Source organism: Collinsella phocaeensis, assembly GCF_900119895.1.
GTDB classification, from domain to species: Bacteria; Actinomycetota; Coriobacteriia; order Coriobacteriales; family Coriobacteriaceae; genus Collinsella; species Collinsella phocaeensis.
In genome coordinates this window covers 625,649-649,523 of record NZ_FQLR01000004.1, presented here as the reverse complement: position 1 = coordinate 649,523, position 23,875 = coordinate 625,649, and the positions used below count along the sequence as shown (strand labels likewise).

Below are 23,875 nucleotides of genomic sequence, written 5' to 3'. Positions count from 1 at the left end.
GAATCGACATGACGATGTACCGACAGGAGCCGGGCAATACGTTTCGGTATGATACGCGCATGTCGCGCAAGATGCCAGAAGAAGCTTGGATGCTGCGGAAATCCACATTTCATGCGGCCACGTGCCCGCGGGGCCCGCCCCGGCGGCCGCATAGAGAACCTCCCATCCCCTGCGCCCTATCGGGCACGGGGGACGGGAGGCGAAATCGACCTGAAGGCGCGGGCCCGTCGCGCATCCGCGATGCGGGCGCGCGCCGAAGCGTGCTCTTGGTAGCGTTAGCGGCCGAGGACCTCGTGGACGCGGGCGGCGATGCCGTCGGCGTCGAGGCCGAACTTGGCGAGCAGCTCGGCGGCGCTGCCGGACTCGCCGAAGCCGGTCATGCCGAGGCGGCTCACGCGGACCGGGTGCTTCTCGGACAGCAGCTCGGCCACGGCCGAACCCATGCCGCCGTACACGCTGTGCTCCTCGACGGTCACCACGCAGCCGGTCTTGGCGGCAGACGCCACGATGACGTCCTCGCCCAGGGGCTTCACGCTCATGACATCGACGACCTCGGCGGAGATGCCCGCCTCGGCGAGCTTCTCGGCGGCCGTGAGCGCATGGGCGACCTCGACGCCGCACGCCATGATGGAGACGTCGGCTCCCTCGCGCAGCACGCGCGCGAAGCCCTCCTCGACCTCGAGGCCCTCCTCGTACACCTCGGGCAGCGGTTCGCGGCCCATGCGGACGTAGAACGGGCCCGGGGTCTTGGCCGCGAGGCGGATCGCCGCCTTGGCGGAGGCGAAGTCGGCCGGGACGAGCACGCGCATGCCGGGGAGCGTGCGCATCAGGGCGATGTCCTCGAGCGCCTGATGGGTCTCGCCGTCGGGGCCCACGGTGATGCCGGCGTGCGTCGGGCAGACCTTGACATCGAGGTGCGAGGTGCACACGGTGTTGCGGATCTGCTCCCAGCAGCGGCCCGCGCCGAAGACGGCGAAGGAGCCGGTGAACACGGTGCGGCCGGTGAGGGCGAGGCCCGATGCCACGCCGATCATGTTCTGCTCGGCGATGCCCACGTCGACCAGGCGGTCGGGATAGGCCTTGCCGAGCTTGGCGGTGGTGGTGGAGCCGGCGAGGTCGGCGTCGACCGCCATGATGTCCATGCCCTCGTCGACCAGCTCGACGAGGGTCTCGCCGAATGCGGCACGCGTTGCCTTTGCCATAGCTCTTACGCCTCCTTCACGGCGGCGAGAAGCTCCTCGCGGGCCGCATCGATCTCTGCACACGCGGCGGCCGCCTGCTCGGCGGACGGAGCGTTGCCGTGCCAGCTGGCGAGGTTCTCCATGAAGGAGACGCCCTTGCCCTTGACCGTCTTGGCGACGATCGCCACCGGGGCGCCCTCGAAGGCCACGGCGGCCTCGAGCGCGGCGCGGACGGACGCGACGTCGTGGCCGTCGCACGCGATGGCATGCCAGCCGAAGGCCTCGAACTTGGCGGCGACGGGCGAGACGTCGCACACGTCGGTCACGAAGCCGTCGATCTGGAGGTTGTTGTTGTCCACGATGACGACGAGATTGTCGAGCTTGCGGTGGGCGGCGAACATGATCGCCTCCCAGTTCTGGCCCTCCTGCAGCTCACCGTCGCCGGTAAGGGCGAACACGCGGCCGCATGCGGCGCCGTCGGCGGCGTCGAGCTTCGCGCCGAGCGCGAGGCCCGCGGCGATGGAGAGACCCTGGCCGAGGGAGCCGGTGCAGACCTCGACGCCGGGGCAGAGGTTGCAGTCCGGATGGCCCTGGAGACGGCTGCCGAGCTTGCGCAGGGTGACGAGCTCCTCGACGGGCAGGTACCCGACCTCGGCGAGCACGGCGTAGAGCGCCGGGGCGATATGGCCCTTGGAGAGCACGAAGCGGTCGCGCTCGGCGCACTCCGGGTCGGACGGGTCGTAGCCCATCACGCCGGAGAAGTAGAGGGTGGCCATGATGTCCGCGGCGGACAGCGAGCCGCCCGGATGGCCGGTGCCGGAAGCCTCGAGCATGGTGATGATGTTGCGGCGCATGCTGTTGGCGATGAGGGCGATCTCGCCGTCAGGGCGTGCGCACGCGCTCCTGAGCTGATCTCGTGTCATGAACGGTCCTTCCTTAAGGAATGTGACGGTACCGCTCCACTATAGCAGCCGCCGTGGGCGCATATTCGGCGAAGGAGCGCCGAACGACCCCCGCTCGCGGGCGAACGGCCCAGCTCACGCTGTCGAATAAACGCTTTAGCACGCACGTCGGCCGGTCTGTAAAATGTACACGACTCGATGTCGGATGACGGGCGGCCAAGGCCGCAAGGCGCACGAAGGCACGGGCGACCGGACCCCGGGCGCGAGGTGAACGGCGGCCGGGCTTCGGGGGGGGCGAAAGCAGCGTGTTCTAGCGGACGCATCCGCCGCCGTCTCCCGTCGAGACCGTGGGCGCCACGTGCCCCCGTGCGACGTCGGGGAAGCTTTGGCCGCTTCCCATCGAGAAAACTGGCGGCATGTGCCCCAACTCGAAACTGAAGAAGTTTAGGGCCGTTTGCCGCCTTGATTCAGGGCGTTGCTTTCCCCGTGCTTCAGATGGGGAAGCTTAAGGCCGTCTCATATCTAGATAATGGGCGCTCCGCTCCCCAACGCGCAACTGGGGAGCCTTGCGGCCGCTTCCCGTCGAGATCACGGGCGCCACCCTCCCCTCAATCTGCGTTGGGAAGGCGAGGGCCGCTTCTCGCCATGCATGCGCGCTGTGCCGTGGGAGACGAGCCGCCCGCAGCGGGGTGAGGTGCGGGCATGGCGCCGCGCAAGGCCCGCTCCCCCACATGCGCCAAGACCCAAGGGCCAACCCGTCCGCGGCAGGCGGCACCGACGGCCCGCGTCGAAGCGAGCCCGCTCCCCTATTCGTGCGCCAGGGTGCCGGAGATCGCGAGCTGCTCGTCGGAGGCGGAGCCGAACAGGAAGGCGGAGCGCGTGTAGTCCACCGTCGCGTCAACGACGAGGGTGCCGTCCAGGCCGATCGCGCCCTCGATCTTGGACGAGCCGGCGCCGCCCGAGCTCGCGCCCTCGCCCGTGAACGCGTAGACATAGCCGTCGGGCTGGCGCAGCGAGCTGTCGCCGTCCGGCTCGATCGTGAAGGAGCACTCGATGACGCCCGTCACGGTCTGCGGGGCGAGGCCGCCGCTTGTCGCCTTGTACTCGATGGTGAACGTTGCGGCGCCGGCGTCCACGCCGCGCACCGTGAAGGTCGAGAAGGCCCCCGCGCCCGATCCGCTCGGGGCGTAGGCCCCGGCCAGGGCGTCGGCGTTCAGCGCGAACGAGGACGACGCGTCGCCCGCGACCCGCGACCAGGACTCCCCGTCGAACGAATACGTGTAGGGAACGGTCGTCGCGCGCACGCCGAACCACAACTCGTCGGTCGTCGTGTCCTCGAAGGAGCACGTCTGGGCCTCAGCGTCGAACGTCACGTCGAGGCCCTGTGGAAAATCGGGGTCGGACGTGACGGGCGCGATGGCGCGCGTGGCGGCTGAGCTCTGGACGACGGCACCGACCCACGTCTCGCCCTCGATGCGCTGAGCGCCTGCGAGATCGGGGATGCGGTCGGCGTCCTGGGCGCGCGCGAACTTGAGGATCACCAGGCAATCGCTCGAGAAGCTCTCGTTCGCGAGGGTCGCCGTCGCATCGACCACCACCGCACCGTCCGCGTCCGTCTGGGTCTGGGTGATGCGCACGTCGGACAGCTCGTATGCGGAAGGGGCCACGTAGTCATTCGATGCGAACCCATCCATGAAGGAGGAGTCGGCCGCAAGAACGCGCTCGACATCGACCTCGGTCACCCGCGAGAGCAGCGCGGGGCCGCCGAAGGCGAAGAACGCGCCCACGGCGCAGGCGGCGAGCGCGACGACGGCGAGGACGAGCGCGGCGCGCCGGGACACGCGCGGGCGCCGCGGCGCGGGGTCGTCGTCGGCGGATCTGGGCAGATCCGCTTCGGGCACGCGCGGCATGGCCTGCGTGGAGCCGTCTCGGCCGGCGCGGTACAGCGGCGCGTCCTGGCGCGGCAGGACGGATGTGAGCGAGGTCATCGCAAGGTTGTGCTCGAGAAGGTCCTGAAGCGCCTCGGAGGTCTGCGCGCATGCATCGGCGTACGCCGGGGTCGCGGTCGCGGCATGGTCGATCCGCACCGTCGCCTCCTCATCCGCAGACAGGCCGTCGGCGGGACCATCCTCCCGAAGCGGGGCGGCCGAGGGCGAAGCGGCGGCCTCCCCGTCCGCGCCGGCATCGCTCTCAGAAGGCGCCTCGCGCGCGTCCTCGGCGTCTTTTGCCGAAGCGGAAGGCATGCCGGCGCACCCGCGCGCCGTAGCGCCGCAGCCGGCGTCGTCGATGCGGCGGTCCTCGATCGGCCCCGCGCTCTCGGAACACGGCGTCTCGGCCCCCTCGGCCTCGAGCCTGTCGTCTTTGCTGATATCCATGTGTCGCTCCCGGCGGTCGTTGGCGTTCGCCCTATGATACCCGCTGCCGGGAGCCATCGGGCGCTAGGCCCCCAGCTCCTTGAAGCCCTCGCCGATCGCCTCCGTCACGTCGGTGAAGAACATGATCGCCTCGGGATCGTGCTCGGCCACGATCGTCTTCAGGATCGAGACCTCGCGCTTGCCGAGGATGATGAGGAGCATCGGGCGGTCCTTGCCGCTCCAGACGCCGCGCGCGGAGAGCTCCGTGACGCCGCGCCCCATCTCGTACATCACGTCGTCCGCGATCGCCGCGTGCTCCTCGCTGATCACGAAGGCGGCGCGCTGGCGGTCGGCGCCGTCGACCACCATGTCGACCACGTAGCCCATAACGACCATCGACAGCGCCGCGTACAGGGCGTTCTCGAACGAGAAGACGGGGGCGGAGGCGGCGCAGACCGCGACGTCGATCGCCATGACCGTCGACCCCACGGGCAGCGAGGTCTTGCGTGAGATGATCTGGGCAATGGTGTCGGAGCCGCCGGTGTTCACGCCGCAGCGGAACACCAGGCCGTAGCCGAGGCCCGAGATGATGCCGCCCCAGAGCGCGGGCAGCATGAGGTCGTGGCCCGCCAGGGGCACCACGAACGGGGCGAACAGGTCGGTGAAGAAGCCGAAGAGCACGAAGCCCATGATGGTCTGGACGGCGTAGAGGGCCCCTCCGGTCCTGATGACGAACAGCAGCAGGATGGCGTTCATGACGATGGTCTGCAGGCCGACCGGCAGGCTGAACCCGGAACGGGCGGCAAGCTCCTGGAAGATGGTCGCGAGGCCCGTGAGGCCGCCGGCGGCGAGGCCGTGGGGCACCATGAACATATCGACGGCGAACGCCGCGACGGCGCACCCGAACATGACCATCGGGATGTCGCGCACCAGCTGCGACTGGATGATCTTCCTGATCTCGATTCTCTTGGACACGCCCGACTTCCTTTCCCCCGTCTCGTAGCGAATGTGCGCACAGGCCGACATTATCTCACAGTCGGCCGGGCCCGCCCGCCCAGCCGAGCGTGCCATTAGGGTACGTCCCTCTTGGCAAGGGCCTGTCCCTTTTCGCACAGGCGTCCCCGCGGGACCGACAGGCGCTGCGGCAGGTGGCCCGGCTACTCGGCCAGCTCGGCGTCGGCGTTGCCGGTGGCCCAGCGATGGTAGGCGACGATGAACGGATCGAGGTCTCCGTCCTCCAGGACGGCGTCGACGTTGCTCGTCTCGTGACCGCAGCGCAGGTCCTTCACCATCTGGTACGGATACAGCACGTAGCTTCGAATCTGGTTGCCGAACCCGATCTCGGTCTTGGGGCCGCGGATCTCGTCGAGCGTCTCCGCGCGCTTCTGGAGCTCGAGCTCGTAGAGGCGCGCCTTCAGGATCTGCATGCACGCGGCCTTGTTCTGGATCTGGGAGCGCTCGTTTTGGCAGGTGACGACGATGCCCGTGGGAAGGTGCGTCACGCGCACCGCGGAATCCGTCGTGTTCACGCCCTGGCCGCCCGGACCGCTCGCATGGTAGACGTCCACGCGGATGTCGTCGGAGGAGACCTCGATGTCGATGTCGTCGGGCAGCACAGGGATGACCTCGACGCCGGCGAACGTGGTCTGGCGGCGCTTCTTCGCATCCGTGGGAGAGATGCGCACCAGGCGGTGCACGCCGGCCTCGGCGCGGAGCATGCCGAACGCGTCGGCGCCCTCGACGGTGAACGTGGCGCGGTCGATGCCGATGCCCTCCGCGGCGGGACAGTCGTTGACGGTGACCTTCCACCCGCGGCGGGCGCAGTACTTCATGTACATCTTGAACAGCATGAAGGTCCAGTCCTGGGCCTCCAGGCCACCCTGCCCCGGCTTGATTGTGACGATGGCGTCGCCGTGGTCGAACTCGCCCGTGAACCAGCTGGAGAGCTCCATCTCGTCGATGGCGCGGGCCACGCGCGCGGCCGCCTGGGCCGCCTCCTCGACGAGCTCCTCGTCGCCGCCGAGCTCGTCGGAGAGCTCGAGCGCGGCGCGGGCGTCGGAGAGCTCCGCACGGGCGTCCTCGAAGGTCTGGACGTCGCCGCGGCAGCGCGAGAGCTCGGCGAGCAGCTCGCGCGCCGCGTCGCCGTCGTCCCAGAAGCCGGGCTCAGCGCTCCTGCGCTCAAGGTCCGCCGCGCGCTCGCGCTTCTCGTCCAGATGGAGATAGGCCTCGACCTGCTCGAGGCGCTCGGCAAGCGCGTCGAGCTCTTCGGGGGTCGTCGTCAGAAGCTCGGCCATTAGCGGTTCCTGCCGTGGCAGTTCTTGAACTTCTTGCCGCTGCCGCACGGGCAGGGGTCGTTGCGGCCGACGTTGGCGTACGGGTCGCCGCTCTCGGACTTGCGGTAGGTGCGCACGCCGGCGCCGGCGTTGCCCACGGTGCCCTGGGGCGCGGCGCCCGCCGCGTTGGCGGCCTGGCTCGCCGCCTGCAGGCGCAGCGTGGAGGAGCCGTCGGCCTCGGACGGGCCGGAGTAGGTCGCCCCGGCGAGCGCGGCGTCCTGCTCGGGCGCCGGCGCGGGCGCGTGCTTGACCTCCACGCGCAGGACGGTGCGCAGGTAGTCCTCGTACATGGTCGAGACGAGCGTGCGGAACGCGGCGAAGGCCTCGGTCTTGTACTCGACGAGCGGGTCGCGCTGGCCGAAGCCGCGCAGACCGATGCCCTGCTTGAGGTAGTCCATCTCCTGCAGGTAATTCATCCAGCGCGTATCGATGACGCGAAGCATGACCTGGCAGTTGAGGTCGCGCATGATGTCCTCGCCCAGGCGCTCGGCCTTGGCGTCGTAGCAGGACTGGACGAACGCAAGGACGCGCTCGCCGATCTCGTCGGAGGTGTCGCCGTCGATCGCGGGGGCGTCCGGGCGGCCGGTGAGCTCGACGAGCCACTTGTGCAGGCCCTCGAGGTCGCGCTCGCCCTCGCGGGCATCCTTGGGGCAGAACTCGGCCACGCAGCGCTCGACCGTCTCGGCGATGACCTCGCTCGTATGCTCGGCGAGGTCCTTGCCGTCGAGGATCTTGTTGCGCTCGGCGTAGATCACCTGGCGTTGCTTGTTCATGACGTCGTCGTACTCCAGGACGCTCTTGCGCATGGAGAAGTTGATGTTCTCGACCTTGCGCTGGGCGCTCTCCACCGCCTTGGAGACAATCTTGTGCTGGATGGGCATGTCGTCGGGCATGTCGGCGGAGATCATCATGTTGGAGACCTTCTCCATGCGCTCGCCGCCGAACAGGCGCATGAGGTCGTCCTCGAGCGAGAGGTAGAACTGCGTGGCGCCCGGATCGCCCTGGCGGCCGGCGCGGCCGCGGAGCTGGTTGTCGATACGGCGGGACTCGTGGCGCTCGGTGCCGATGACGGCAAGTCCGCCGGCGGCGCGCACCTGCTCGCGCTGCTCGGCGCACTCCGCGCGCGCCTCCTCGCGCAGGCGGCCGTACTCGCGCACGATCGCCGCGAGCACCTCGGGCTCCACCTCGATGTGGCGCTCGGCCAGCGACTCGACGGTGAGGCGCTCGGGCTCGCCCTCCTGCAGGATGCGCTCCACGAGCTCGGGCTCGATGCCGAAGTCGAGGGTCAGCAGCTCCTCGCGGGCGAGCTCGTCGGCGTTGCCGCCGAGCAGGATGTCCGTGCCGCGGCCGGCCATGTTGGTGGCGATGGTCACCGCGCCCAGGCGGCCCGCCTGCGCGACGATGTGCGCCTCGCGCTCGTGGAACTTGGCGTTCAGGACCTCGTGGTCGATGCCGCGCTTGGCGAGCAGGCGCGACAGCTTCTCGGAGCTCTCGATGGAGACGGTGCCCACCAGCACCGGCTGGCCGTTCGCATGGCGCTCGGCGACGTCGTCGGCGACGGCGTTGAACTTCGCCTCGACGGTGCGGTAGACGAGGTCGTCGTTGTCCTTGCGGGCGACGGGACGGTTGGGCGGGATGACCTGGACGGGCAGCTTGTAGATCTCGCGGAACTCGGCGTCCTCGGTGAGGGCGGTACCGGTCATGCCGGAGAGCTTGTCGTACAGGCGGAAGTAGTTCTGCAGGGTGATGGTCGCGAGGGTCTGGTTCTCCTCTCGGACGAGCACGCCTTCCTTGGCCTCGATGGCCTGGTGCAGGCCCTCGGAGTAGCGGCGTCCCTCCATGATGCGGCCCGTGAACTCGTCGACGATCTTGACCTCGCCGCCGGTGACCACGTACTGCTTGTCGCGATGGAACATGTACTGCGCCTTGAGCGCCTGCTGCAGGTGGTTGACGAGCTGGCCGGAGAGGTCGGCGTAGATGTCCTTGATGCCCAGGCGATCCTCGATCTTCTTGAGGCCGCGCTCGGTCGCGGCGATGGTGTGCTTGGCCTCGTCCATCACGAAGTCGCCCGTCGGCTCGGCGCCCTCGTTGCCGGAGAGCATGTCGTAGACGACCTCCTCGCCGCGCTCGAGGCCGCGGACCGCGCGGGCGAAGTCCTTGTAGATGCCGGCGGACTTGGTGCCGGCGCCAGAGATGATGAGGGGCGTGCGCGCCTCGTCGATGAGGATGGAGTCGACCTCGTCGACGATGGCGAAGGCGTGGCCGCGCTGGACGCGCTGCTGCGGGCGGACGACCATGTTGTCGCGCAGGTAGTCGAAGCCGAACTCGGAGTTCGTGCCGTAGGTGACGTCGGCGGCGTAGGCGGGGCGCTTCTGGTCGAGCGGCATGCCGTTCTGGAGCAGGCCCACGCTCATCCCCAGAAACCGGTAGATGCGGCCCATCCACTCGGAGTCGCGCTTGGCGAGGTAGTCGTTCACGGTGACGATGTGCACGCCCTTGCCCGCGAGCGCGTTGAGGTAGCCGGCGAGCGTGGACACGAGGGTCTTGCCCTCGCCCGTCTTCATCTCCGCGATCTGGCCCTCATGCAGGGCCATGCCGCCGATGAGCTGCACGTCGAAGTGGCGCATCCCGGTGACGCGGCGCGACGTCTCGCGCACGACCGCGAAGGCCTCGGGCAGCAGGTCGTCCAGACTCTCGCCGGCCTCGAGGCGGCCGCGGAACAGCTCGGTCTGCTGGCGCAGCTCCTCATCCGACATGGCGGTGTAGGTCGGTTCGAGGTCGTTGATCTTGACGACCGTCTTCTGGTAGCGCTTCAGCTCCTTATCGGCGCCGAACGAGAGCAGTTTAGAAACGAATCCCATATGGTTCTTCCTCTTGGACGTGCGCTCCGCATGCGGCCGCGCAGACACAGTTGCTGAACACTCTATCCAATCAGCCCGGAAGCGATGTGCAGGTTGCGCGCCGCCACATGGAAACCATGCCGCCGGCGCGAGCCAAAAGGGACAGGCCCTCGCCAAGAGGGACGTACCCTAACGGCACGCCGAACGTTTAGCCGTGCCGTTAGGGTACGTCCCTTTTGGCACGCCGGGTGCGGGCACGTCGCGCGCTTCCGCCGGGAACGCAAACGGGGCGCCCCCGAACGGAAGCGCCCCGCGGCTCAGCGTATGTCTTGCGCGCATGCAGGCGAGAAGCCTACTCCTCGACGAGCTCGAACTGGTCCGGACCGACGCCGCACAGCGGGCAGACGTAATCCTCGGGCAGCTCGGGGGTGTCGACCTCGACCTCGTAGCCGCAAACGACGCACACGAACTTGTAGGTCTTCTCAGCCATGGCAGGCTCCTTTCACAGGCGATAAACGATGGCTCTAGTATAGCGGCAAGCATTCGGCAGCCGCGCGAGAGCGCTCGGGAATATCTCCCGTCTCAAATAAGACACATTATTGATAGCATTTCATCAGGACGACCCGCCTCCGCCGGAGCGCGGACGGCAGCCCTACTCCCCCAGAAGCTCGCGCATGTGCGCGATCGCGTCGTCGATGTTCGCGCGGAAATGCTCGCGCCCCACGCGGTCCACGAAGCCGGCACGCTCCATCGTGCGCAGCGGCTGCTCGTTCGCATGGGAGATGATGAGCTGCACCCCGTGCTCGGCGCAGTCCGCGCACAGGTCCTCGGGCGCCTTCATGGCGGAGGAGTCCAGCGACGGCACGCCGCGCATCCGGATGATGAGGCAACGGGTGAAGCCCTTCACCGAGATGTCCATCAGCCGGTCGGTCATGCCGAAGAACATCGGGCCGTTGATCTCGTACACGCGGACGCTGCGCGGCAGCTCGCGCATGTGCGTGACCTCGGAATCCATGTCGCCGAAGTAGCGCCAGCCGCGGACCTCGGTTTCCTCGGAGAGCATCTTCATGAGGAGCACCATCGTGATGAGCATGCCGACCCCGATGGCGGTGACCAGGTCGAACGCCACGGTGAGGCCGAGGGTGACGAGCATGACGGCGACGGCGCCGCGCGACGCGGTGCGGCAGACGTGCAGCACGTTGCGCCAGCCCGACATGTTGTAGGCGACCTGCAGCAGAATCGCCGCGATCGTGGGCATGGGGATGAGCGCGGCGTACGGCATGAGGAAGACGAGCACGAGCAGCAGGACCACGGCGTGCACCATCCCGGCGACCGGCGTGCGGCCGCCGCTCTTGACGTTGGCGGCGGTGCGCGCGATGGCGCCCGTGGCGGGGATGCCGCCGAACAGCGCGATGACGAAGCCGGCGACGATGGCGGTGTAGAGCCCCTGCTCGGGGCCGACGCCCGAAGCGATGGCCAGCGCGATGGAGAGCGGCAGCGCCACGACGGTGACCACGATGCCCGCCACGATGTCGCGCGCGAACTGAGCGCACAGCTCCCCGGGGCCGGAACGCTTGATGATGCTGAACAAAATGGGTTTGAGCTTGTCGCGCTTCATGCCGAGGTGTCGTTCCTTTCTTGCAGCGGGCGGGGACGGCGCATGGCCGGACAGGCGCGCGGCCGATCCGGTGTCACACAGGAATGAGAGGTTGTGAGAATTTGCGTGCATAACGCACACTATACATATCACGCGCCCGCTTCCCTCACGCCGCGAAGCGACGCGCGAAGCACCGAAAGTGCAAAGGCGAAGCGCGCAGAGGGCCGCTGAGGCCCGTGGCCCCAAGAGGCCCGACCCCTTGCGGCGCCGAGCGGCAGAAGCGACTCGCCGCCGCGCGCCGCGGCGCGAAGCGGCGAACGGCCCCACCGCGGCCGGCCCGCCGCACGGGCACCGCCCCCGGCCTCGATCGGAGGTGCGCCCTATCGCCCAGCCCGGGCTGCAAGGGGGTCGAACCGCCAGATCGAATAATGCTGGTCGCATCCGAACACCTGAAAGCGCGCGGTCTCCGACCCGGATTCGTCGGGGTATTCCCGAAACGCCCCCTCTTCGAGCAGCGTCCAGCCCGGCCTCCCCCAATACGTGTAGCTCTCGCCGTTGTCGGACATGTGCGCCAACGTCACCGCGTGCGTCGCCTGGCGCTCGAGCGCCTCGAGGAACGCGACGAGCACCGCGTTGTCGAACGGGTTGAACAGGTAGAAATGGGTGAAGTCCCCCAACGGCATATCCAGGGCGCTGCCGGCGACGACCTCGACGCCGCGGAGCCCGCGCGACCACGCGGCGGCGGTGCGCGCCAGGTCGTCGTCCAGCTCCACCCCGGTCACCCGGCAGGCGAGCCGCGCCTCGACGCAATACGCCAGCACGCGGCCCGCCCCGCACCCGACGTCCAGCAAGCGCGAGCTCGCCTCCAGTCCCAGGCGCGGCATGAGGCGCTCGAGCACGAAGTACGGCGTGGGGGTAGGCTCGTGCGCGCCCGCGGCCTCGAGCTGCGCGGCGGCACGGTCCCCGCGGCGCCGGGACGGGCAGAGCGGGCGGCCGCAGGTCGCAATGTCGCGAGCACGGTCCGCATCCAGGAGCTCGGCTCGCGATCGCGGCACGACCGACTTCCTTAGGTACACCATGTCCGTGAGCAGGACGCCGTCCTCGACGATCGGGTGGTCGTAATGGCGGGTGAAGAAATCCCTCACCCGATGCGAGCGCACGAAGCCGCAGCGCTCGTAGAACCCGACCGTGGAGGGCACATCGCCGGTCCCGACCTGCAGGACGTCGTGGGTGGCTGCGAAGCGGCGCTCGACGTGGGCGACCAGCGCGCGGCCGAGCCCCCGGCCCTGCCATGCGGGGGCGACCGCGAGGTTCCTGAACTCGAGCAGGCGGTCCCCCTCGTCCGTGACGACGCACTCGCCCACCGCCTCGCTGTCAAACTCGAGCAGGAACATGGCCCCGCGCTCCAGATAGCGGTCGATCATGTCCTCCCGCTCGTCCGCCAGCAGGAGCAGGTCGAGATAGCGTTTCTTGTCCGACGTCACCTCGCGAATCGGCATCTCGGCTCCCTTCTGCACGGGCCTCCGTGCACCTCGGAAGCGAAGCGAGCCTCCTCGCCCCGTTCCCCCGGTATAGAAATCGTGCCACAAATCCATCTTGTCGGAAGCGCGGGTCGCGAAGCGGCCATGCGTTGGGGTACACTCTCACCGTCAGCGATAGCGGGCTGCGTACGAAAGGACTACCGCAATGACCCAGGAACTCGTGTATTCCGGCAAGACCAAGGACGTTTTCGCGCTCGAGAACGGTAACTACCTGCTCAAGTTCAAGGACGACTGCACCGGCAAGGACGGCGTCTTCGATCCGGGCGAGAACTCCGTCGGCCTCACCATCGAGGGCGTGGGCGACGTCAACCTGCGCATGTCCATCTACTTCTTCGAGAAGATCAACGCCGCCGGCATCAAGACCCACTACGTGTCCGCCAACCTCGACGACACCACCATGGAAGTCCTGCCCGCCAAGGTCTTCGGCGAGGGCCTCGAGGTCATCTGCCGCAACAAGGCCGTGGGCTCCTTCTACCGCCGCTACAAGCAGTACTGCAACGAGGGCGACGACCTGCCGTCCTACGTCGAGACCACCTTCAAGAACGACGAGCTGGGCGACCCGTTGGTCACCAAGGACGGCCTCGTCGACCTGGGCGTCATGACCGCCGAGCAGTACGACTCCCTCAAGGAGATGACCAAGCAGATCACCAAGATCGTCGCCGACGACCTGGCCGAGAAGGGCCTCATGCTCTACGACATCAAGTTCGAGTTCGGCTACGACGCCGACGGCAACGTCATCCTGATCGACGAGATCGCCTCCGGCAACATGCGCGTCTACAAGGACGGCGAGTACGTCGACCCGATGACCCTCTCCGAGCTGTTCTTCGCCTAAGGGCGCAGACAGCGACGGCATCGCTTCGCTTCACGGGGCCCCGCTGCATGCGGGGCCCCGTTTTTTGCATACAATTGAGTTCGATAACGTGACAGAGGGGTCGGTTATCTGTATTTAATCGATAACCCCCTGTATTATTGGACAAAAGTGCCAGATAGTGACGACGGAGTTCGGACAAAACAAGCGAACAGTGTGTCCGTTATTCAGTTTTGATGCCGATTTGAAGCGAATCGCAGGCGTCGAAGCTTGATTTCGTCCTATTCATGATATGTATAACCCCCTATCACCGTCATTTTCTGGCACTTTTGTCCAAAACAATAGGGGGTCATAGCATATAGTCGAAGCCGGACTCGGCTCGACCGGGTGCGCAAGGCACGCCTCCGGGCACGAGACTCCACGGCGAATGCCGAACGGCTGCCGTGCGCTACTCCGCAGCGGCGACCGCGCGCTTCACGCCCAGAAGGATCAGCACGATGCTTACGCCGAGCACGATGTGCCCGAGGCCCGCGATGCCCGAGATGGCTGCACTTGCGCCGCGGGTAAGGGCGATGTCGAGAACCTGGGTGACGCCGCGAACGACGAGCATCCCCGCGGTCACGTTGAGACCCACATGGTAGGCGGCCACGGCACGGCCCACGGAGCGGTCGGTGAAGGAAAGGTCCTTCTCGAGCAGCAGAAGCAGCAGGAAGCCGATCATTCCGAGCGCGAAGTAGTGCGCGTGCACGAACCCCAGCGATGTCGTCCCCGTAAATCCGTTGAACTTGGTGAACTCGCGGTAGAACACCCCGCCCACCATGGCGAGGATCGCGTAGACTAGCGCGCTGTTCGCATACTTCTTCATGTCGTCGGCTCCTTTCGGCGGATTTGCTCGTTCCCCTCGCATAATAGACCTATTTTAGTAGCAATTTGAAACTCCACAATCGCGCATGCGGGCACAAGGCCGCGGAGCGCCGAACCTCAGATCGGCGCCCGGCTCTCAATGGGGGATGATGCGCTGCGGGTCCCCTTCCGACCTCAGCTTGGCGCCCGCCCCAAATCGCGGCCCCGAATCGAGGTCAACGGGCCTGGCGCAACCGCGCTTTCAGCTCAGGCGCTATACGGCGGCTCTCGATCGCCTTCTGGATCGCTTTGCGCCGGGTCCACTCGTCCAGCAGAGCACCCTCCCCGCGCGCAAGCAGATAGGGCAGCGCCGCGGCCTCCTGCCGAGCGAGCGCCTCAGCGAAATACCAGGCGCGCATCATATCCACGTAGTACGCGGGCGATTCCGGGTCCGGGCGCTCGGGCGCACCCGGCAGGCGCGCCGCCGCGGCCTCGTCCAGAAACCGCCGTTCGAATCGCTCGTCCAGATAGAGGCGCATGAGCACACCGATGCCGAACCGCACGGTATAGCAGTCCCCGGAGGCGAGCCACTCCCCGACCCTCTGCAACGTGCGACCCGGATCTTTCGCCAGCACCTTGACGGGAAGCTGATCGCACGTGGCCCAGTTGTCCACATGCGGCAGGAAGCGATCGTAGAGTGCAAGGGCGGCGTCGTAGTCGCGTTCGAGGCCGATGGCGAACGCGTGGACCTGCATCTCCTCGAACAGGCGATGCGGCAGCGCGCGCAGGTACGAGGGGGCATCGGGTCGCCGCGCGAGCTCGCGAGCAATTGCGCGCAGGACGGGCGTGCGCACGCCGACCACGCGCACCGGGTCGACGGTGGGCATGAGGCGCGCCATGAAATCGCGGTACCCGGCGTCGATGCCGCCCGCCAGGGACCGGCAGACGAACTCCTCCGCGGTGTCGCTCCCGAATCCGGGCAGCTCGCGGCGGAGCACCTCCTCGAAGGGCTCGCCCATGGCCTGCGCGAGCAGGGCGTCCTTCCGGTCGCGCGGCAAGCGCTTGAACAGCGCCTCCGCACTCATGGCGCGGGCTTTGGAAAAGAACCTCGCCTGCGCCGCCAGCCGCACCGGCGCATGGGACCGGGTGTACTTCGCGCCGCGCCCCGCCCGATGGGCGAAGAGACGCGCCTCCACGTCGACGGCGTAGCCCGTGTACAGGCTGCCGTCGCCGCATTCCAACACGTACATGTAGTGCTCAAGGGCGCTCACAGGGCGCTCCCCCTTCCGCAACCGCTGCCCATCCGAACGGCCGGCGCAGCCGCAGGGCATCGCGTGGCCCGCGACCCCATAGCGCACCTTTCCTCGCACGCACGGCCCGCACCGTGCGCATGGCGTCAACGATACCGCATCGCCCGCGCCGGGCGCGTGGCGATACTTCGCCATCGCGGCGCGCGCCTGGCCGGCCGGCCGACAGCTCTCGGTCGCCACGGCGAGAACGATGTCGACATCTGCGTGGACGCGGCGGCATGCCGATGAGGCGAAGCGCCGAGACGAGGCCTGGAGGTTCGACATGCTCCAGGGGTTGCGACGAGCCCGGAGACAACGTCCGGGCACCAGATGCCGTCAGGTCGCCCGCCGCTCCGCCAGGCCGCTGCGCTTCGCCACGAAGAAATCCCCATGCTCCCAAAACAGCTCGCGCCGTCGGCGGGCGACGCAGACCGCCCAGCGAACGCACAGGTTGCCGAAGGCCGCGCGCCCGAACTCCCGCCGGTCGTAGATGCTCTGGATCTCCCGTGAGCGGCCGTCGGGCCAGCGGATGCGCACGGGCCGGGCGGCCGCCGGCTCGAGGGCGCCGCCGTCGAGAGCGGTATCGACGCCCACGTAGACGCGGTCGCGCTCCAGCGGAATGCCGCAGCGTCCGGCGAGCGAGGCGCGTTTGCGCACAGTCATGGCCACCTCCGATGTCCTCCGTCCTCGGAGCGACATCCTACGGCCCCGCGCGGACACGGCGGGCGCCCGGCGCGCCTGTTGCTCCTCTGCGGGACCGTCGCGAAAGACGTGCTCAAGATGGCGTCATTCGTCGCCGCCGCGATCGTCTTCCTCCCGTTCTACCTCGCGAGCCAGCAGGGGAAGCGCCGATGGTAGCGCCCCGTGTCGCCGCTACCGCGCGGCAGCCGTGAAGAAGCGCGCCAGATGGCGCCTCAGCGCAGGTCCGATACGTACAGATGCGTGCCGCGCACGCCGCAGCGGGCGCGTTTTTCCCACCCCGTGGCCCACGCGCCACATCGACGGTACGGCGGTGGCCTCGTTCCCCCTGCCTCGCGTTTCGTTCCCCCGAAGCCGACGGCAGCACGGACCCTGAAGCCGGCACGGTATCATGGTGCGTGGTTGCGCTCGCGCCCACATCGGCCGCAAGGAGCCGGACCGGCCCCCTGCCTGACGGCGAGCACATCCGCCCGAGCCGCGCGACCGTTCACACCGCGTCGAGACGGTTACCGCCCGCGCCGCGCCGCCCGCGGTAACCGTCTCGACAGCGACCTCAGAGGCGCCGCCGCCCGTCGGCGCAGGCCCGCAGCGCCCGCCGTCGCCGGCGCGCTGTCCCTGCTCGCCGCCACGCTCGCCGGCTTCGCCGCGGCGCCCGCCAACGCCGCGACCGGCGCCGCCGCGCCCGTCGTCAGCGTCTCCGACCTCAGCGAGGACTACGCCGCCTACCTGGACGGCACCTACGACGGCGAGCTCGCCCCCTCCCCGCTCGACCTCTCCTACCTCGCCGACTCGCTCGCCGTGCACAGCGCCCTGCGCGCCGCCGAGCTGCCCTCGTCGTTCGACCTGCGCGAGACCAACCGCATCGGCGGCATGCTCAACCAGCACGAGACCGAGAACTGCTGGGCCTTCGCCTCGTTATCGCTCCAACTCAACATGGAGATTGTCCCAGGCAAAACGCTCATTATCCTGGATGAGATCCAAGCATGTCCAAAGGCCATCACGGCCCATGCCCCACCTTCGACACCGCGGCCGAGACGGTCTCCTTCGATGAGGACCTGTATACCGTGCACGCCCCGGACGGCACCGTCCTGCACGACGGGGACGCGATCTCCGCCCGGTCCGTGCCCGACACGCAGGACCGCGAGTTCCTGGAGGTGACCTCCGTCTTCGACGGCGCCTCGTTCAAGGTTCCCGTGCCGTACCGCCACACCGACCCCACCGAGGCCGACTACACCATCAGCTACACCGACGAATCCCTATCGATGAACGGGTTCTCCAGCGCCATCGTCCTGCGCGAGGGCCGTGAACCCCGAGCGGCCTAGGGTAGCTTCCCCATAACGCCGGGCGAGACGATCCGCCTCAAGAAGGGAGCGGAGGCCTCGTACTTCGCATCCGCCGGGTCCACGCCCACGACGCGCAGGGCGTCGCCGTCCACGGTGAACGCCACGTCCAGGGCGGCGTAGGCGAGGTGGTACACGCGCTCGGGCTCATGCTTGCTGCCGGCGCGGCGCGGATCCTGCTGCAGGACCTCGATGAGCCCGGGAAGCTTCGCCTCGGGGACGTGCGCACGCAGGCCGTCGGGGAACTCGACCTCGAGCTCGTGCCACGGGGCGCGCTCGATCCAGCCGCCCGTGGCGTCGGGATGGCAGTCCGCGAAGGGGATGTAGGGCTTGATGTCGTAGATGGGCGTGCCGTCGCGCAGGTCCGCGGCGAGCACGTGGATCTGCGGGCCGGCGTCGGTCAGCTCGATGCGGTCGAGCTTCACGCACGTGAGGCCCAAAGGGTTCGGGCGGAAGGGGCTCCGCGTCGCGAACACGCCGCGGCGCTCGGCGCCGCCGAGGCGCGGCGGGCGCACCGTGGGCGACCATGCGCGGGCCGTTCCGCTCTTGTCGGCAGCGGCGCTGTCCGAGGCTATGTCTGCCGCGGTGCCGCCGGGCGTCCCGTTCTCGAATGCCCAGATCAGCCACAGATGGCTGAACTCCTCGAGCCCCGCCACCGCCTGCGGCAGCGCGAACTCGGGCTCGAAGACGATGCACCCTTGCAGGTGGGGCGCGAGAAAGCTGTTGCGCGGGATGCCGAACTTCTGCGGCAGGTCCGTATGTATGCGTGCGATCGGTCTCATGCTGCGCAGTGTACCACGCGCCGCGGCCCCTCTCCTCAAATCGGGGACAGGCACCGAATTGAGACCTCCGGCCCGATCGGCGCGCCGTGCCCGCAGCCGCGAACGGGCAGCCCGCCGCCCCTCATCGGAACGCCCCGTTTTCGCGATGAGCTACATCGCTTTTTTGCTTAACCCCCTGCTTTCTTGGACAAATATGGCAATTATATAAGTCGTTTGCGCGGGCACACGGTCCTTCCATTCCCGTAGCTTATCAGAAGATGCGCACAGCCATGAGAACGCGTACTTTTTAGCCCGCTCGCGCGCACCTCGAGCGCGCTTCGGACGCCCTCATGGGGCGATCTCCGTCGGTCAGACCTATATATTTGCCATATTGTCCAATTCAGCAGGGGGTCATGGATTAATTCGTCTAACCGCCCGGAAGCCGCCCGCGGCGCCGATCCCCATCGGCCGGCTGCGAGACGGACGACGGAGCGAAGCCCCGGGACGGCCCGAGGCCGCTATCCCGAGAAGAAGCCCTCGTCCGCGGCGCGCCACGGCCGCAAGCGGTCCAGGTCGACCTGGACATGCGCCTGCGTGGGCACCTCGTCCCACCGCACGGCATAGCCGGCGCCGTGGCTGCAGAAGACGGAGTCCGGCGTGTTGGACAGGTCCGCCAGCGGGTCATACGCCGCCTCGGAGATGACCCGCTCGGCATCGTGGCACGGACGGTACCCCGCGTACTCGAGAGCCAGGCTCCCCTGCCCGCCGGAATATGCACTCACCTCGAGCGCGTAGGACCCGATCTCGGAAGCCGGAGCCTCGCCGGCGATCCTCGCCCGCTCGCCGCGCACCTCGGGCGGGTCGAACGTCGCGCCCATGCGCTGCAGGTCCGCCAGGGCACGACCGACCTTGCCAGCAGGGACGGCCAGGCGGAAGCGGTACCACGGCTCGAGCAGCTCGCAGGAGCCGGCGGCGCGGGCCGTCATGAGCGCTTGCCGGATGGCGCGGTAGGTCGCCTGGCGGAAATCCCCGCCCTCGGTGTGCTTGAGGTGGGCGCGCCCGCCGAGCAGGGTGATGCGCACGTCCGTGAGCGGGGCGCCCGCGAGCACGCCCGGGTGCTCGCGCTCCAGCACGTGCGTGAGGATGAGCCGCTGCCAGTTGCGGTCGAGATCGTCCTCCAGGGCGCGCGTGCCGGCCATGATGCCCGCCCCGCGCTCGGCCGGCTCGATCAGCAGCTGGACCTCGGCGTAGTGCCGCAGCGGCTCGAAATGCCCGACGCCCCGCGCGGGCGCGGTCACCGTCTCGCGGTAGAGGATGCCGCCCGCGCCGAACTCGGCGGCGATGCCGAAGCGGTCCGCCAGGCGGCGGGCCACCACCTCGCGCTGGACCTCCCCCATGAGCTGCACGTGCACCTCCTGCAGCTGCTCGTGCCACGCCACGCCGAGCAGGGGGTCCTCGTCGGCGAGCTCGCGCAGGGCGCGGACGAGAACGGTCGCGTCGGTGCCCGGGGCCTCCACGCGAAAGGAGAGGACCGGCACGAGCGCGGGGTCCGCACCGCGCCCCTCCGCCCCGAGCGCGCTGCCCGGGCGCACGTGCGTGAGGCCGGACACCGCGCACACGCGGCCGGCGGGGACCTCGCGGACGATCTGGAACGAATCGGCGTCGTAGATGCGCACCTGGTCCACCTTCTCGGTCCAGGGGACTCCCCCGTCGAAGCCGGACAGCTGCTCCTTGGCGCGCAGGGTGCCGCCCGTGACCTTGAGCCATGCGAGGCGCTCGCCATGGGCGCCGCGGCTCACGCGGTAGACGCGCGCCGCGAACGCCTCCGGCCACGCCTTCTCCTCGATGAGCGCGGTGATGCCGTCGAGCAGCCCCTCGATCCCCTCGCCGCGCAGGGCGGACCCGGCGAAGCAGGGAAACAGCTTGCGCTCGGCGACGAGGCGGCGGACCGTGCCCGCACCGACCGTGCCGCACGCGAGGTACTCGTCGAGCGCGGCCTCGTCGGCGGCGGCGACGTCCTCCAGCAGCTCGCTCGAGCAGGTAACGCCATGCGCGGTCGCGCCGTCGCCCTCCGGCGACGCCGCCGTGTGACCCGCCAGGTCGGCGAGCGCGCCGCCGTCCACGATTGCCGCCGACAGCCGTCCGCGCAGCTCCGCCATCAGGGGCGCGAGCTCGCCCCCGGCGAGGTCGAGCTTGTTCACGAAGAGGAAGGTCGGCACGCGGTAGCGGTCGAGCAGGCCCCAGAGCGTCTCGGTGTGACCCTCGATGCCGTCGTTCGCCCCGACGATGAGCACCGCGTAATCCAGCGCCTGCAGGGTCCGCTCGGCCTCGGCGGAGAAGTCGACGTGCCCAGGCGTGTCCAGCAGCATGAGGTGGGCGCCCGCCCAGTCCAGATAGGTCTGCTTGGAGAAGATGGTGATGCCGCGCTCGCGCTCCATCGCATCGGTATCGAGATGCGCATCCCCCTTATCCACGCGCCCCTGGCGGCGGATGGCGCCGGCACGGTAGAGCAGCGCCTCGGCGAGCGTGGTCTTCCCTGCGTCGACGTGGGCGACAAGACCGATGACGGCTTGGGGCATGGAGACTCCGATCGTTCGGGCGGCGGTGCGGGCAGCTTCCCATTGTAGTGCCCGCACCGCCTGCGCGAGCTCCGCCCGGACCTCAGGTTGGGGGCGGGTACCGATTCGAGCGCCGAGTCGAGGTGTCCGCGTCGGGCGGCGCGCCGGACGGAGGCCGACGGCCTAGCCGTGGAACCGTGCCTCCTCCGCGAGCTCCATCCCCGAGAAGATCGTGCGGACGGCATCCTCGTACTCGCCGGCGCGGCGGACCTTCCGAACGGCGCGATGCACCGCCAAGGGATCGGCGAACGCGCACTTGGCGTAGAACCACCACTCTTTCATGCGGAACACGGCGTTGCCGCCGACGACCTCCTCGTACGCATGGAACAGGGCGTCGTGGAACCGCTCGAGCTCCTCACGGGTCGCCGGCGGCCCGCCGGCCATCATGCGCGCGAGGGCGGGGTTGGCGAGCAGGCCGCGACCCAGCATCACATGGCGCGTCGCAGGGAAGGCCGCCAGCAACCCATCGCGGTCGGCGGTATCGAAGACGTCGCCGTTGTACGCGACGGGAAACGGCGCCGCCGCCAGCGTGGCGCCGTAAGGCTCCCAGCGCGGCGACCCCTGATAGCGGTCCTTCTGCACGCGCGGGTGCACGATGAGCTCGGCCAAGGGAAGACGGCAGTAGACGGCGAGGATGCGCGCGTACTCGCCGTCGTCCTCAAGGCCGAGGCGCGTTTTGACCGAGACGGGCAGCGGCGAGCGCTCGCAGATGTCGCGCAGGAACGCCTCGAGCGCGTCCGGGTCGCGCAGCAGGCCGGAGCCCCTGCCCTTGGCGACGACGGTCCCCGAGGGGCACCCCAGGTTGAGGTTGACCTCCGTGTAGCCCATCTCGGCGAGCAGCTGCGCCGCCCACACGAACTCGTCGGCGTTCTTGGTGAGCAGCTGCGGGACGACGTTCAGCCCCTCGTTGTTCGCCGGGTCGATCTCCTTGAAGTTCTTGCCGCCGAAGGTCGAGCCCACGCGGGGAGGCGGGAGGAACGGCGTGTAGTATCGGTCGAGCGCGCCGAAGCACTCGGCGTGGACACGGCGGAACACGTATCCCGTGATGCCCTCCATGGGGGCGAGCGAGTAGATCATCTAGCGGCTCCTTAATCGTCGCGGCAGACTCGCGACCGCAACCTACATGTTTCGAGTCGGCACTCTACCCCATCGAGGGGCCCGCACGACTGAACAATCAAAAACCCCGGCCGCGAGAACGCGACCGGGGCGGAGAGAGAGGTCTTATTGGCAAACCCCATGAGGACCGCTTTGGCTATTACGCCTCATCCTCAGCAGCACGGGAGCGGCTGTAGATCATCTTCATGGAGAGCATGAAGATAACCATGGCGCCCAGGATGATGACGCCGCCGATGAGGAAGACGTTGGCGTAGCTGGAGGCGAGACCGGAAGCGGTGCCGGCGATGCTGGCATCGCCCATGGCACCGTTGGCCATGAGCTGGCCGAAGAGGGCAACGCCCACGGAGCCGGTGATGGCCTGGATCAGGTCGTTAAAGCCGAGCGCGCGACCGGACTCCTCGGCGGTGACCGTCAGGGTCGCGGTGTCGACGATGGGCTGATAGAAGAACGAGGTGCCGAAGTAGTAGATGCAGGGGGCCGCGGCGAGCGCCAGAACCTCACCGTGCGGGATGGCGAAGGCGACCGCGATCAGGCCGCCGCCCATGCAGGCGAGCGCAAGGATGACGGAAGCCTTGCGGCCGATCTTGCGGATGATCGGGCCGGCGACGAAGCCCATGACGCCGGCGAGGATGATCGACCAGACGAGCAGGTTGGAAACCTGGGAGGAGTCGAGGCCGAAGACGTTCATGCCGATGTTGTTGATGCCGGCGTTCAGGGTGTAGCTGAAGAAGTAGCCGACGAAGATGACGATCATGGTCATGGCGAAGGCCGGGTTGGTCAGCATCTTAGGCGTGATGAAGGGGTTCTCGGCCTTGTTGATGTAGACGATGAAGGCAATCAGGGTCACGATGCAGGCGATGAACCAGAAGGTGGTCATATCCGTGAAGTACATGGTCACGGAAGCCGCGAACAGGCCGATGAGAGTGAAGCCCATGACGTCGATGGTCGCACCGGCGGCGTGGTTGTCGGGCAGGTTCTTGGCAAGGATGGGGATCAGCGGAGCGGCGACGATGCCGACGCCGAACAGGATGCGCCAGTCGATGAGGGTCATGTAGCCGGCGAGGAAGACGCCGAGGGCGGCGGCGAAGCGGAAGACCGCAACGAAGACGCCGTACCAGATCACGCGGTCCTTCTTGGCTATGTACTTGGACACCAGAACCAGGAAGATGGAGCCGGAGACCTGCCAGCCGACGGACTGGATGAGGCGGGCGAGGATGACGATCCAGATGCTCAGGCGGCCGAAGAGGCCGAGCACGGAGCCCGCGACGAAGACGGCGGTGCCGATGACGATCATCTTGCGAAGCAACAGGAAGTCACCGAGCGAGCCGTAGATGACGCAGACGATGCCGAGTGCGATGCCCGGGATCGAGGTGATGAGGGGCGCGAGGTTGGCCTGGCCGAGCTCATCGCCGATGTTGACGTAGATCATGCCGAACGCCTGCTGCATCAGGACGCCCAGCGTGAAGATGGCCAGAACAATGGGGACGGCGACCTTCGCCATCTTGTTCAGCTCGAGCCATTCCGGAGTCCCCTCCTCGGGAACGGGAATGCCGTTCTGCTTCTCTTCTGCCATGCAATCTCTCCTTTCATATTTGATGACAGGGCAGTATGTATTCAGGCGGCTTTCGGCCGCACATGAAACCTAGGTAAGCG

At 68.2% G+C, this 23,875-nt stretch carries 18 protein-coding genes; 2 read left to right on the top strand and 16 right to left on the bottom strand.

Annotated elements, in window-relative coordinates:
• Window positions 1-275: 275 nt before the first annotated feature.
• From BQ7355_RS04870 to BQ7355_RS09360, 9 genes are all read right to left on the bottom strand, one after another.
• Window positions 276-1,202 (bottom strand): transketolase family protein, encoded by a 927-nt coding sequence (locus BQ7355_RS04870; RefSeq protein WP_072415181.1) that lies wholly within the window; start codon window positions 1,200-1,202, stop codon window positions 276-278.
• A 5-nt stretch (window positions 1,203-1,207) separates the two neighbouring features.
• Window positions 1,208-2,104, bottom strand: coding sequence for a transketolase (locus BQ7355_RS04865; protein WP_072415180.1), 897 nt, complete (start codon window positions 2,102-2,104; stop codon window positions 1,208-1,210).
• Window positions 2,105-2,889: 785 nt separating this feature from the next.
• A complete protein-coding gene (locus tag BQ7355_RS04860) occupies window positions 2,890-4,458 on the bottom strand; it encodes a hypothetical protein (protein WP_143761737.1) in 1,569 nt (522 codons plus the stop codon).
• Window positions 4,459-4,521: 63 nt separating this feature from the next.
• A complete protein-coding gene (locus BQ7355_RS04855; RefSeq protein WP_205407567.1) occupies window positions 4,522-5,412 on the bottom strand; it encodes a YitT family protein in 891 nt (296 codons plus the stop codon).
• A gap of 182 nt (window positions 5,413-5,594) precedes the next feature.
• Window positions 5,595-6,731: a peptide chain release factor 2 gene (prfB, locus tag BQ7355_RS04850; protein ID WP_072415177.1), complete on the bottom strand. Its 1,137-nt coding sequence runs from the start codon at window positions 6,729-6,731 to the stop codon at window positions 5,595-5,597.
• Window positions 6,731-9,631, bottom strand: a complete 2,901-nt coding sequence (gene secA / locus BQ7355_RS04845) for a preprotein translocase subunit SecA (protein ID WP_072415176.1) — start codon at window positions 9,629-9,631, stop codon at window positions 6,731-6,733. The genes prfB and secA overlap by 1 nt, the downstream gene beginning before the upstream one ends.
• Window positions 9,632-9,962: 331 nt before the next feature.
• Window positions 9,963-10,100, bottom strand: a complete 138-nt coding sequence (locus tag BQ7355_RS04840) for a rubredoxin-like domain-containing protein (RefSeq protein WP_072415175.1) — start codon at window positions 10,098-10,100, stop codon at window positions 9,963-9,965.
• A gap of 162 nt (window positions 10,101-10,262) precedes the next feature.
• Window positions 10,263-11,228, bottom strand: a complete 966-nt coding sequence (locus BQ7355_RS04835; protein ID WP_072415174.1) for a SulP family inorganic anion transporter — start codon at window positions 11,226-11,228, stop codon at window positions 10,263-10,265.
• A gap of 359 nt (window positions 11,229-11,587) precedes the next feature.
• Window positions 11,588-12,724, bottom strand: a complete 1,137-nt coding sequence (locus tag BQ7355_RS09360; protein WP_240307321.1) for a GNAT family N-acetyltransferase — start codon at window positions 12,722-12,724, stop codon at window positions 11,588-11,590.
• Window positions 12,725-12,893: 169 nt separating this feature from the next.
• On the opposite strand from BQ7355_RS09360, the gene BQ7355_RS04820 reads away from it, so the two are divergent.
• Complete coding sequence (locus tag BQ7355_RS04820) at window positions 12,894-13,580, top strand: phosphoribosylaminoimidazolesuccinocarboxamide synthase (RefSeq protein WP_072415173.1); 687 nt, start codon at window positions 12,894-12,896, stop codon at window positions 13,578-13,580.
• 424 nt (window positions 13,581-14,004) lie between these two features.
• Here BQ7355_RS04820 and BQ7355_RS04815 read toward each other — a convergent pair whose 3' ends face one another.
• From BQ7355_RS04815 to BQ7355_RS04805, 3 genes are all read right to left on the bottom strand, one after another.
• A complete protein-coding gene (locus BQ7355_RS04815) occupies window positions 14,005-14,421 on the bottom strand; it encodes a DUF2871 domain-containing protein (protein WP_072415172.1) in 417 nt (138 codons plus the stop codon).
• Between the two features lie 214 nt (window positions 14,422-14,635).
• Window positions 14,636-15,670, bottom strand: a complete 1,035-nt coding sequence (locus tag BQ7355_RS04810) for a DNA alkylation repair protein (protein ID WP_240307320.1) — start codon at window positions 15,668-15,670, stop codon at window positions 14,636-14,638.
• A 354-nt stretch (window positions 15,671-16,024) separates the two neighbouring features.
• Window positions 16,025-16,351, bottom strand: a complete 327-nt coding sequence (locus BQ7355_RS04805) for a hypothetical protein (protein WP_072415171.1) — start codon at window positions 16,349-16,351, stop codon at window positions 16,025-16,027.
• A gap of 1,019 nt (window positions 16,352-17,370) precedes the next feature.
• Between BQ7355_RS04805 and BQ7355_RS04795 the strand changes: the two genes are divergently transcribed.
• A complete protein-coding gene (locus tag BQ7355_RS04795) occupies window positions 17,371-17,709 on the top strand; it encodes a hypothetical protein (RefSeq protein ID WP_159430441.1) in 339 nt (112 codons plus the stop codon).
• Here BQ7355_RS04795 and BQ7355_RS04790 read toward each other — a convergent pair.
• The 4 genes from BQ7355_RS04790 to BQ7355_RS04775 form a co-directional block, all read right to left on the bottom strand.
• Window positions 17,706-18,509: a tRNA (N6-threonylcarbamoyladenosine(37)-N6)-methyltransferase TrmO gene (locus tag BQ7355_RS04790; protein WP_083581566.1), complete on the bottom strand. Its 804-nt coding sequence runs from the start codon at window positions 18,507-18,509 to the stop codon at window positions 17,706-17,708. The genes BQ7355_RS04795 and BQ7355_RS04790 overlap by 4 nt on opposite strands.
• 497 nt (window positions 18,510-19,006) lie before the next feature.
• Window positions 19,007-21,067, bottom strand: coding sequence for an elongation factor G (locus BQ7355_RS04785; RefSeq protein ID WP_072415168.1), 2,061 nt, complete (start codon window positions 21,065-21,067; stop codon window positions 19,007-19,009).
• A gap of 162 nt (window positions 21,068-21,229) precedes the next feature.
• Window positions 21,230-22,183: a tRNA dihydrouridine synthase gene (locus tag BQ7355_RS04780; RefSeq protein ID WP_072415167.1), complete on the bottom strand. Its 954-nt coding sequence runs from the start codon at window positions 22,181-22,183 to the stop codon at window positions 21,230-21,232.
• Window positions 22,184-22,361: 178 nt separating this feature from the next.
• Window positions 22,362-23,795 carry an MFS transporter gene (locus tag BQ7355_RS04775; protein WP_072415166.1) on the bottom strand — a complete coding sequence of 478 codons (1,434 nt, stop codon included), beginning with the start codon at window positions 23,793-23,795 and terminating at the stop codon, window positions 22,362-22,364.
• Window positions 23,796-23,875: the final 80 nt, after the last annotated feature.

Bases quoted from the DNA above. Each gene is read 5' to 3' on its own strand.
- BQ7355_RS04870 (WP_072415181.1), bottom strand. From the start codon at position 1,202: ATGGCAAAGGCAACGCGTGCCGCATTCGGCGAGACCCTCGTCGAGCTG.
- BQ7355_RS04865 (WP_072415180.1), bottom strand. From the start codon at position 2,104: ATGACACGAGATCAGCTCAGGAGCGCGTGCGCACGCCCTGACGGCGAG.
- BQ7355_RS04860 (WP_143761737.1), bottom strand. From the start codon at position 4,458: ATGGATATCAGCAAAGACGACAGGCTCGAGGCCGAGGGGGCCGAGACG.
- prfB (WP_072415177.1), bottom strand. From the start codon at position 6,731: ATGGCCGAGCTTCTGACGACGACCCCCGAAGAGCTCGACGCGCTTGCC.
- secA (WP_072415176.1), bottom strand. From the start codon at position 9,631: ATGGGATTCGTTTCTAAACTGCTCTCGTTCGGCGCCGATAAGGAGCTG.
- BQ7355_RS04840 (WP_072415175.1), bottom strand. From the start codon at position 10,100: ATGGCTGAGAAGACCTACAAGTTCGTGTGCGTCGTTTGCGGCTACGAG.
- BQ7355_RS04835 (WP_072415174.1), bottom strand. From the start codon at position 11,228: ATGAAGCGCGACAAGCTCAAACCCATTTTGTTCAGCATCATCAAGCGT.
- BQ7355_RS04820 (WP_072415173.1), top strand. From the start codon at position 12,894: ATGACCCAGGAACTCGTGTATTCCGGCAAGACCAAGGACGTTTTCGCG.
- BQ7355_RS04815 (WP_072415172.1), bottom strand. From the start codon at position 14,421: ATGAAGAAGTATGCGAACAGCGCGCTAGTCTACGCGATCCTCGCCATG.
- BQ7355_RS04805 (WP_072415171.1), bottom strand. From the start codon at position 16,351: ATGACTGTGCGCAAACGCGCCTCGCTCGCCGGACGCTGCGGCATTCCG.
- BQ7355_RS04795 (WP_159430441.1), top strand. From the start codon at position 17,371: ATGTCCAAAGGCCATCACGGCCCATGCCCCACCTTCGACACCGCGGCC.
- BQ7355_RS04790 (WP_083581566.1), bottom strand. From the start codon at position 18,509: ATGAGACCGATCGCACGCATACATACGGACCTGCCGCAGAAGTTCGGC.
- BQ7355_RS04785 (WP_072415168.1), bottom strand. From the start codon at position 21,067: ATGCCCCAAGCCGTCATCGGTCTTGTCGCCCACGTCGACGCAGGGAAG.
- BQ7355_RS04780 (WP_072415167.1), bottom strand. From the start codon at position 22,183: ATGATCTACTCGCTCGCCCCCATGGAGGGCATCACGGGATACGTGTTC.
- BQ7355_RS04775 (WP_072415166.1), bottom strand. From the start codon at position 23,795: ATGGCAGAAGAGAAGCAGAACGGCATTCCCGTTCCCGAGGAGGGGACT.